Origin of the sequence: Shewanella mangrovi (assembly GCF_000753795.1) — a bacterium.
Lineage (GTDB): Bacteria > Pseudomonadota > Gammaproteobacteria > Enterobacterales > Shewanellaceae > Shewanella > Shewanella mangrovi.
The window spans coordinates 224232-233342 of the sequence record NZ_JPEO01000005.1; the positions used below are offsets into that span (position 1 = coordinate 224232).

Consider the following 9111-nt stretch of genomic DNA (forward strand, 5'->3'; position numbering starts at 1 on the left):
GACCAACAAAAAGCCCCATCGCGTGGGGCTTTAAGATTCAGCATGTGGCGATAGACTCGTCTTACTTAGCCGCCCGCTTTTTGCTCTTCAGTGTACTGCATTTTCTGGTGATCTTGACCCATCGCAGCAGCGACTTCAGGTGGCATGTAGTTTTCATCATGCTTAGCGAGTACTTCAGTGGCTTCCAGTTGACCAGGACCAACCAATACGCCTTGCGCTACAACACCTTGACCTTCACGGAATAGATCTGGCAGCAGATCATCATAAGTCACAGTCACTTGGCCGCCTGCGGCATCATGCACTGCAAAGCTGATATGCAGACTCTTTGGATCACGTACTAACGACCCTTCCGTCACCATACCGCCAATACGGATGCGATCACCCACTTTAGGTTTAACACCAGTGTCGACTTTACCGTTAACAATCTCTGACGGTGTATAGAACAGGTTGAGGTTAGAATTCAGTGCATACAGCAGCAAAGAGGCAACCACTGCAACACCCACTACCAATGTGCTAGCTAGCACTAATCTCTTTTTGCGTCTTGCGTTCATTCTTTCGCGCTCCGATGTTGTGCCAAACGTTGCTCGCGCTTGGCTTTAGCCGCAATTTCTTTCAAGACCCGCCCTTTGCGAGTCAGGGTAAAACCGATCAATATTGCCAGTGACACGTAGGCGACGCCGTAAGATAACCATACGTAGAAGCCATAGCCACCCATGTTCAAAAAGTCTGATACGGACTGGAATTGTGCTTGCATCATTTAGCTCCTTCGGCCAGTGCCAGTTCTCTTACCCAAGGGCGCATGCCATTACGGGCCAAGATTTCAGAACGGAAACGGATCAAACTCAAGGCGCCAATCATCACGCCAAAACCAAGAATGTTAATCACCAATGGCACCAACATATCCGGCGGCATGGCGGTTTTACCCGTCATCTTGATTGAACCCTGATGCAGGGAGTTCCACCAATCAACCGAATATTTGATAATTGGAATATTAATTACACCTACTATAGATAAAATACCAGCAGCACGTGCAGCTAACACCTTATCTTCGAACGAAGCGTAGAGCGAGATCACACCTAGATAGAGAAATAGCAGTACCAACTCAGAGGTCAATCGCGCGTCCCACACCCACCAAGTGCCCCACATTGGCTTACCCCAGGTAGAACCGGTCACCAGTGCGATAAAGGTAATCACTGCGCCGATCGGCGCTATCGATGCCGCCATCCAGTCAGCTAATTTGATTTGCCATACCAGCCCAATAAACGCCGCAATGGCCATACCAATATAGGCAGACATTGACATAGAGGCAGCGGGTACATGCACAAAGATGATGCGGTAACTATCACCTTGCTGGTAATCCGTCGGTGAAAATACCATGCCCCAAGTGGTGCCAGTTAACAGCATTAGGATGGCGAGAATAGATAGCCACGGAATAAATTTTCCAGCTAACCGATAAGCCCGTTGCGGCTCAGCATAAGGATGCAACCATTTCCACATATTAGTTAGTACTCACACGTAAAGAGGCACCAATCGCGAACGGTGCCAAAACCAAAGAACCGACCAGCAGCGCAGCAATAATTGCCAGCTGACCATCATAAGGTTGACTCGATGCAGCAAACTCAATTGCCCCGGTAGCAAAAATCAGTACCGGAATATACAGCGGTAGGATCAGCAAACTCAGCAATACCCCACCTTTTCTTAATCCCACCGTCAACGCCACGCCGATGGCACCCAACAGACTTAGAATGGGGGTGCCCAACAGCAAGGTTTCAATCAACGCCGGATAAGCGCTCTCTTCCATATGCAGCAACACGGCTAGCAATGGCGCGATGATGATCAGCGGTAAACCAGTTAATAACCAGTGGGCCAATACCTTCGCTAAAACCAGTAACTGCAGCGGCTGCGGACTAAGCAGCATCTGCTCTAAGCTGCCATCGTTAAAGTCCGCCTTAAATAAGCGCTCCAGCGATAACATAGACGCCAACAAGGCGGCAACCCAGATAACCCCAGGCGCGATACGGCTGAGAATTTTTGCTTCTGAGCCAATACCTAACGGAAACAAGGTCACCACAATGATAAAAAACAGCAGTGGGTTAAAAATATCGCCGCGATGACGCACCGCAATTTTCAAATCCCGCATGAGCAGGGTGAAGAATGCTTGTGTAAAACTGATGCCTCTTTTCATTCGTTCCCTGCTCTATACAAACCGATATTCCAAGCGGATTTTACGTAACCGCTCTTCCGAAATAATGCCCATATCTTGGTGCGTGGTGACGATGACACAGCCACCATTATCGGCATGTTGTAAAAATAACTGTTCCAGTTCAGCCACGCCGCGTTTATCAATCGCGGTAAAGGGCTCGTCGAGGATCCAGATGCGGCTATTGGTGTGCCACAAACGCGCCAATGCAGTACGACGATGCTGACCAGCAGATAGGTGGCCTGCAAGCGCATCCTCAAAACCCGTCAGATTGACGTTGCTGAGAATATCGCGCGCATCAAATTGGTCATAGCCGCTAACGCGTAGATTAAAATAGAGGTTTTCCTCGGCGGTAAGTTCACTTTTTACACCAGCTAAGTGACCGAGATACAACAGATCTTCATTGTATTCATCGCGACATCGAGTTATCGATTCGTCTAGATACATCACTTCACCAGCGTACGGACGGGAAAGTCCGGCAAGAATACGCAATAGGCTGGTTTTACCGGCACCGTTCGGTCCTTCGATTTGTACTATATCACCGCTGTTGATGGTAAAACTCAGCTCGTCAAACAAGATCCGCTCTTCGCGAATACAAGTGAGGCTATTGGCCGACAGCAATGCTTTGGAGTCTTGTTTTGTCACTTAACCCTCGATAAAACACGCACTTTAGGAAACGCGATAATCCTAACATAAAGCTACTTTTGCGTTTACCAATATGGCCAACGAAGTTTCAGCAATGCGATGTGCTTCCAATAAAAAATAACTTTTCTGAACTTATTGTTAAGTTAATCATACATTAGTGTCTTCTTTATCTTTAGATGCTTAGTCGCGACAACATGAGAGATGGCTCACAAAAAGATGTGTTGTCACTAAATTTTGTTGTAGGCTGGAGCAGCAATGGAACAGTTCTGCGCTGGCGAAGGTGCAGGCAAGCTATGTGAAATGAAGCCAGGAATATCACTAATGATGATGAAGATGCGAGTGATTGCCGTGATTGCGGCGGGTTTGTTTTCTGTCGCCACACAGGCGGCAGATGGAGAAGCGATTTACAATAAATCGTGTATGTTCTGTCACGCCAGTGGCGTAGGCGGTGCTCCGCGAGCACACGACGAAGCCGCGTGGAAATCTTTGATGGATAAAGGCATGCCTTCACTGCTGCAGGCCGTCAAAGAAGGTAAAGGCAATATGCCGCCTAAAGCGATGTGCAGCAGCTGTAGCGATGATGACTATAAAGCGTCGATAGAATTTATGGCGAAGAAAAAAGCCAAGTAAGTTGCGAAAGTATTGATATAAAAAAACCGGCAATTGCCGGTTTTTTTATATGCGTATCATCAGTTGATGCGAGCTGGGTTACTGAACTTCAGTATCTAACACCAAGTCGCCAGTACCGCCAACATCAATGCTTGCCAGTTTGCCGCGTAAGTCACCCGCTTCTGGCTTGAGGTTACCGTGTTTGGACAGCACGGCAATCACTTCAACATTTTTGCTTTCACTCAGTTTGACGCTGCCGCCCATATTGGTGGTGTCGTCCAAAACTACCGTCACAGGTAATGCTTTAGCGCTGACTTTCGTTGCGGCAACTGGCACACTTGGACCTTCGGTTGGGCGAGCAAAAACGAAAATCATATCGGTATTGCTTACTTTGCTAGCCAACTCCGGTGACACTGACAGTTTTACCGTCACAGTCTTTGCTGCAGTCTCAGCACTGGCGGCCTTGTCTTCTGCTTTGAGGTTGGCGTGAGTTGCATCGTTTGGCATGGTGCCGTCATTGGCTTGCAGGCGCATCTTCGCGGAATCTATCGCACTGATGATGGCCTTGCGATCAATGTCGCTGCGATCACTTTCAAGAATCTTCTGCCAGCTATCGATCGCTTTTTGATAATCGGCGGTGTAGAACGCATCCATACCAACCAACAACAATGTAGATGGGTCGTGCGGATCCAACGCCAGTGAGCGATCAATCAGTTTCTGCACAATTGGGATCATCTTTTGCCCTGCTTTGTAATAAAGCGCGGTGGCTTTAGGACCGAGCAATTCTGCGTGTTCACCGACCAGACTGATCACTTTGTCGAAAGCAGAGATGGATTTATCAAACATGCCAGCCTGCATATAGGCATGGCCTAAATTGAACCAAGCTTGGCTGTTCTCAGGTTCAGCGGCAACTTGCTGCTCAATCATCTCGACCCGCATCTGCATCAACTGCTCAGGCGACATACCCGCATGAGGGTTCGCTGGCGTTGCCGCTGCGGTGTTTTCCATTTCTTGATAAGCGCCTAAACGCTGATACATTACGCCAGCCACGATAATCACCGCCACTGACATCAGGCTAGGCCAAAGCGCACTTTTACGTTTGCCTTGCTCATTGAATGATTCGTCTTGGCCTTGCTTAATATCTTGCAGCAAGCTGACTTCGAGCTCTTGCTTCAACGAATCAAACTCTTTTTGATCCAATACGTTGTCGCTGAGTTCTTTTTCTAACGCGGCTAAGCGTTCGTTGAATAGTTCGAGGTTGGCCTGCTGACGCACACCACTCTCACCGGCTTCGAGCAGTTTTTTCTGCCGAAAATGTGGGATCCAAATCAGCGCTAGACTCACTAGCACCACAATCACGATGAAAATCCAGAAGGTAGTCATTATTCACTTTTCACTAGGTTGGTGATTACGCGGACGATTGGATGTCGCTGCCAATGGCCCCGAATTATTACGTAAAGATGTTTCATTGAACAGTAATATAACCGCGGGTCATAAATCCAATCGTCATGTTTGGGCACTGGTTCACAGTTCTTATTTTACTTAATAAACGGATGAAACTTCTGCTACAAAGTCGAGTCACAGCCAAGAGTTCTGCCTGATAACCAAGTTTTATCGCGGGAAGCGGAGAATGAGAGCCGAAACCCATATTTGACTCAAAGTGGCAGACATGAACAATAGCAAATACTAAAATGAGCTGAAGCTCAATTAAGTTAAGCTAGTTATAAAAGATTTTTATCAATATTTTTCAATGTGTTGTATGAGCTGTTTAGTCGTGTGTTCGTTCGTCATTCAAGGTGTTTGACAACGAAAACTAAACCTGAGGAATAACCATGATCCCAGAACTTGGACATTTTGCACTGATCATCGGTCTAGCATTTGCTGTGTTGTTAGCAATTGTGCCGCTAGTAGGTGTAGCCAAAAAGGACCAGTACCTGGTGCGCTACGCGTGGCCGCTAAGTTACGGTATGACTTTCTTTATTACCCTGTCGGTTTTATCGCTGGCTTACGCATTCGCGACCGATGACTTTTCTGTCGCATATGTCGCGGCGCACTCTAATTCAGAGTTGCCGATTTTCTTTAAAATAGCTGCTGTCTGGGGGGGCCATGAAGGCTCTCTGTTGTTCTGGGTATTTGCTGTTTCTGTGTGGACTGCTGCAGTGGCATTCTTCAGCAAAGGCTTAGAAGAAGTGATGACTGCACGGGTGCTGGCTATTCTCGCCATCATCACTATCGGTTTCTCACTGTTCATGTTGCTGACTTCAAGTCCGTTTGAACGTCTGATTCCTGCGCCGATGGAAGGTCGTGACCTGAACCCAATGCTGCAAGACGTAGGTTTGATTTTCCACCCACCTATGTTGTACCTCGGCTATGTAGGTTTCTCGGTGCCATTTGCATTTGCTATCGCGGCATTGATGAGTGGTCGTTTGGATGCCGCATGGGCTCGTTGGACACGTCCTTGGACTTTGGCTGCGTGGATCTTCCTTACAGGTGGTATCGCACTGGGCTCTTGGTGGGCATATTACGAACTGGGCTGGGGCGGCTGGTGGTTCTGGGATCCAGTAGAAAACGCTTCCTTTATGCCATGGTTAGTTGGTACTGCGTTGTTGCACTCTTTGGTGGTAACTGAAAAGCGTGGTGCTTTCCGCAACTGGACAGTACTACTGTCGATCTTTGCCTTCTCACTGAGTTTGCTGGGTACCTTTATTGTACGTTCTGGCGTGCTGACTTCAGTGCACTCATTTGCCGCTGACCCAAGCCGTGGTCTGTTTATTCTGTTGCTGCTCGGTATCACTATCGGTGGTTCGCTGACACTGTTTGCCTTCCGCGCCAGTGATATGAACAGTCCTGCACGCTTTGAATTGTGGTCTAAAGAAACCATGCTGCTGGTATGTAACGTCATTTTGACCGTTGCTTCAGCCACAGTATTGTTGGGGACTCTCTACCCACTGCTGATCGATGCGTTGGGCATGGGTAAAATCTCAGTTGGCCCGCCATACTTCAACGCGGTGTTTGTGCCGTTGTCGTTGGTTGCCTTTGTGTTTATGGGCATAGGTCCAATCATTCGCTGGAAGAAAGCGAAAGCCGGCGAAATTAAACGTAAATTGCTGATCCCTGCAATTGTCTCATTGGTGTTTGGCTTAGCCGTACCTTTCATTGCTGGTGGTGAACTCAACCTGTGGGTCGTGTTTGGCATGGGCACCGCACTGTGGGTATTCTTGGCGACTATCCAAGCAGCGTTGACTATCGTAAAAGGTAGCGACGGTAAGGTGAACATGAGCCGTTTAGGTCGTTCACAACTCGGTATGGTGATTGCTCACTTGGGTATTGCCGTCTCGGTAGTGGGTGCCACTATGGTGTCGAACTACTCGGTCGAGAAAAGTGTTCGTATGGGCCCAGGTGTTAGCCAAGAGCTCGCGGGTTACACCTTCCACTACTTAGAAACTAAGAATGTGGCAGGTCCTAACTATACCGCCAAGCAAGGCCAAGTACGTGTGACAAAAGATGGTAAAGAGATCGCTTTCCTGAAGCCTGATCGCCGTCAATATAATGTGCGCACTATGGATATGACCGAAGCGGGTATCGATTGGGGCTTATTCCGTGACCTTTACATCACTATGGGTGACCCAATCAGCAACACTGAATTTGCCGTACGTTTGAACTACAAACCATTTGTACGTTGGTTGTGGTTTGGCGGTGTGTTCATGATGATCGGCGGGTTGTTTGCAGCATCTGACAAACGTTACCGCGTAAAAGCGAAAGACGCTGTTGCAAAAGAAAATGCTGCCGCTGATAAGAAAGCAGATTTGGCATCGGCTTAATTGGATAAAGAGTGAAATATGAAAAAGCTGGTACTTTTTATTCCGTTAGTATTGTTCTTGGTTCTGGGATACTTCCTCTATGCAGGTTTGTATCTGCATCCAAAAGAGTTGGACTCTGCTTTGGAAGGTCGCCCTGTACCTGACTTTAATCTTGAAAAATTGGAAGATCCAAACGTTAAGATCACTAACCATGACCTCAAAGGTCAGGTATATATCATGAACGTTTGGGCAACTTGGTGTCCGTCTTGTAAATATGAGCATCCTTATTTACTGAAGCTCGCACGGCAAAATATTGTGCCGATATACGGTATCAATTATCGCGACGAACGCGAGGCAGCAGTAAAAGAGCTGAAGTTCAAAGGCGATCCATATGCGATGAATATCTATGATAAAGATGGTCGCTTAGGGCTTGATCTCGGTGTGTATGGTGCGCCAGAAAGCTTTGTGGTCGATCATAACGGTATTATTCGTTACCGTTACGCGGGCCCTATCGATATGCGCACTTGGAACGAAACCATCTTTCCAATTATTCAGAAGCTAAAACAGGAAGCTGTGGCAGGTAAAACATCATGAAATCACGGTTGTTCGCCATTTTGGCAGGTATAGCATTAGTACTGGGTGTTAGTCAGCTAGCGAATGCTACGCCGGTTGATACGTATCAGTTCAAAAATGAAGCGAATCAGAAACATGCGATGGAGCTAGCACGCACTTTGCGTTGCCCACAATGCCAAAACCAAGACATCGTGGATTCTAACTCGCCAGTAGCTCGTGACCTGCGTATGGAAGTCTACCAAATGGTAGATGCGGGCAAGAGTGATGATGAGATTGTCCAGTTCATGACCAGCCGTTATGGTGATTTTGTACTGTATAAACCACGCCTAGATAGTAAAACCTATATCTTATGGTTAGGTCCTATTGCTTTGTTGCTTCTAGGTGGACTGATTGCGTTTATCTTCATTCGTAAACAGCGTGGTGCTGTCGCCGTTGAGGAAATCTCCGACGAAGACCAGCAAAAACTCGCCGAATTACTGAAGAATCGCTAATGAAAGTTCACCATCTTCTGTTTGCGTTAACCGCCGCGTTTGCCACTTTTGTGGCAAACGCGTCTGCTAATGAGCCCACTGCAAAGGCAACTGTTGCAGCAAGTTCGACGGCAGACCGCATCAATGTACTTCCTCATGGCTTCCCGTTGAAAACGGTTGCATTTAATGATGCTCAAGGACAAGCACACGACTTTACCCAATACCGCGGCAAAGTTGTGATTGTGAATATGTGGGCGACTTGGTGTCCGCCGTGCGTGCGCGAATTACCCGCGCTTAATCGATTTAGTCAACGACTGAAAGATGACAATGTTGTACTTGTGCCAATCTCTATTGATCAAGTAGAACAACCTCAGGTACGTGCATTTTTGGACGAACGAGGCATGCAGGGTTTCAGCAGTTTCTATGATCCACACATGAAACTGAGTGCGATCTTTCCGCTTGATACCATTCCAGCCACTTTCATTCTTGATACCAACGGCACTTTAGTCGCCTTTGTGAGAAGTTTTGTGGATTGGGATGATCCGAAAGTGGAGAATAAGATCCGCAAACTTGCCGAAAAACACCAAAAAAGCGGCAACGCAACTTCAAAAACGGCCAAATAACGCCGAAATTGCTGAAAAAGATCGCGTATTGTTGAAAAGATCAACAAGCGATCTTTTTTCTTTAAAAAAGGGGTTGCGGAGTTTTTTGAGGTGCCTATAATGCGCACCCACTGAGACGGCACAGCGCGAAAGCAAAGGCAGTTGAGGTGGTGATGAGGAGACTCATCACGAGGCGAAAAATAAGTTTGAAA

Annotated in this window: 11 protein-coding genes; 5 read left to right on the plus strand and 6 right to left on the minus strand. The window is 47.4% G+C overall.

Annotation, left to right across the window (positions count from 1 at the left end; genetic code table 11):
• Positions 1 to 65: 65 nt before the first annotated feature.
• Genes ccmE through ccmA form a run of 5 tightly spaced genes read right to left on the minus strand, consistent with a single transcriptional unit; the run spans position 66 to position 2845 of the window.
• Positions 66 to 551 carry a cytochrome c maturation protein CcmE gene (gene ccmE, locus HR45_RS09665; protein WP_037442339.1) on the minus strand — a complete coding sequence of 162 codons (486 nt, stop codon included), beginning with the start codon at positions 549 to 551 and terminating at the stop codon, positions 66 to 68.
• Positions 548 to 757, minus strand: coding sequence for a heme exporter protein CcmD (gene ccmD, locus HR45_RS09670; protein WP_241461088.1), 210 nt, complete (start codon positions 755 to 757; stop codon positions 548 to 550). Before ccmD ends, ccmE begins: the two co-directional genes overlap by 4 nt.
• Positions 754 to 1497: a heme ABC transporter permease gene (locus HR45_RS09675; protein WP_037442343.1), complete on the minus strand. Its 744-nt coding sequence runs from the start codon at positions 1495 to 1497 to the stop codon at positions 754 to 756. The genes ccmD and HR45_RS09675 overlap by 4 nt, the downstream gene beginning before the upstream one ends.
• A gap of 1 nt (position 1498) precedes the next feature.
• Positions 1499 to 2185 (minus strand): heme exporter protein CcmB, encoded by a 687-nt coding sequence (ccmB, locus tag HR45_RS09680; RefSeq protein WP_037442344.1) that lies wholly within the window; start codon positions 2183 to 2185, stop codon positions 1499 to 1501.
• Between the two features lie 12 nt (positions 2186 to 2197).
• Positions 2198 to 2845, minus strand: coding sequence for a cytochrome c biogenesis heme-transporting ATPase CcmA (gene ccmA, locus HR45_RS09685; protein ID WP_037442346.1), 648 nt, complete (start codon positions 2843 to 2845; stop codon positions 2198 to 2200).
• 255 nt (positions 2846 to 3100) lie between these two features.
• Here ccmA and HR45_RS09690 point away from each other — a divergent pair, with 255 nt between their 5' ends.
• Complete coding sequence (locus HR45_RS09690; RefSeq protein WP_206537898.1) at positions 3101 to 3475, plus strand: c-type cytochrome; 375 nt, start codon at positions 3101 to 3103, stop codon at positions 3473 to 3475.
• Positions 3476 to 3553: 78 nt separating this feature from the next.
• Here the strand turns inward: HR45_RS09690 and ccmI are convergent, their stop codons facing one another.
• Positions 3554 to 4837: a c-type cytochrome biogenesis protein CcmI gene (gene ccmI, locus HR45_RS09695; RefSeq protein WP_037442348.1), complete on the minus strand. Its 1284-nt coding sequence runs from the start codon at positions 4835 to 4837 to the stop codon at positions 3554 to 3556.
• Positions 4838 to 5286: 449 nt separating this feature from the next.
• Between ccmI and HR45_RS09700 the strand changes: the two genes are divergently transcribed.
• Genes HR45_RS09700 through HR45_RS09715 form a run of 4 tightly spaced genes read left to right on the plus strand, consistent with a single transcriptional unit; the run spans position 5287 to position 8920 of the window.
• Positions 5287 to 7275: a heme lyase CcmF/NrfE family subunit gene (locus HR45_RS09700; protein ID WP_037442350.1), complete on the plus strand. Its 1989-nt coding sequence runs from the start codon at positions 5287 to 5289 to the stop codon at positions 7273 to 7275.
• Between the two features lie 18 nt (positions 7276 to 7293).
• Entirely contained in the window at positions 7294 to 7848 is a 555-nt protein-coding gene (locus tag HR45_RS09705) for a DsbE family thiol:disulfide interchange protein (RefSeq protein ID WP_037442352.1), read from the plus strand.
• Entirely contained in the window at positions 7845 to 8318 is a 474-nt protein-coding gene (gene nrfF / locus HR45_RS09710; RefSeq protein ID WP_037442354.1) for a heme lyase NrfEFG subunit NrfF, read from the plus strand. Before HR45_RS09705 ends, nrfF begins: the two co-directional genes overlap by 4 nt.
• Positions 8318 to 8920 carry a TlpA disulfide reductase family protein gene (locus HR45_RS09715; protein ID WP_063355107.1) on the plus strand — a complete coding sequence of 201 codons (603 nt, stop codon included), beginning with the start codon at positions 8318 to 8320 and terminating at the stop codon, positions 8918 to 8920. The genes nrfF and HR45_RS09715 overlap by 1 nt, the downstream gene beginning before the upstream one ends.
• Positions 8921 to 9111 lie beyond the last annotated feature (191 nt).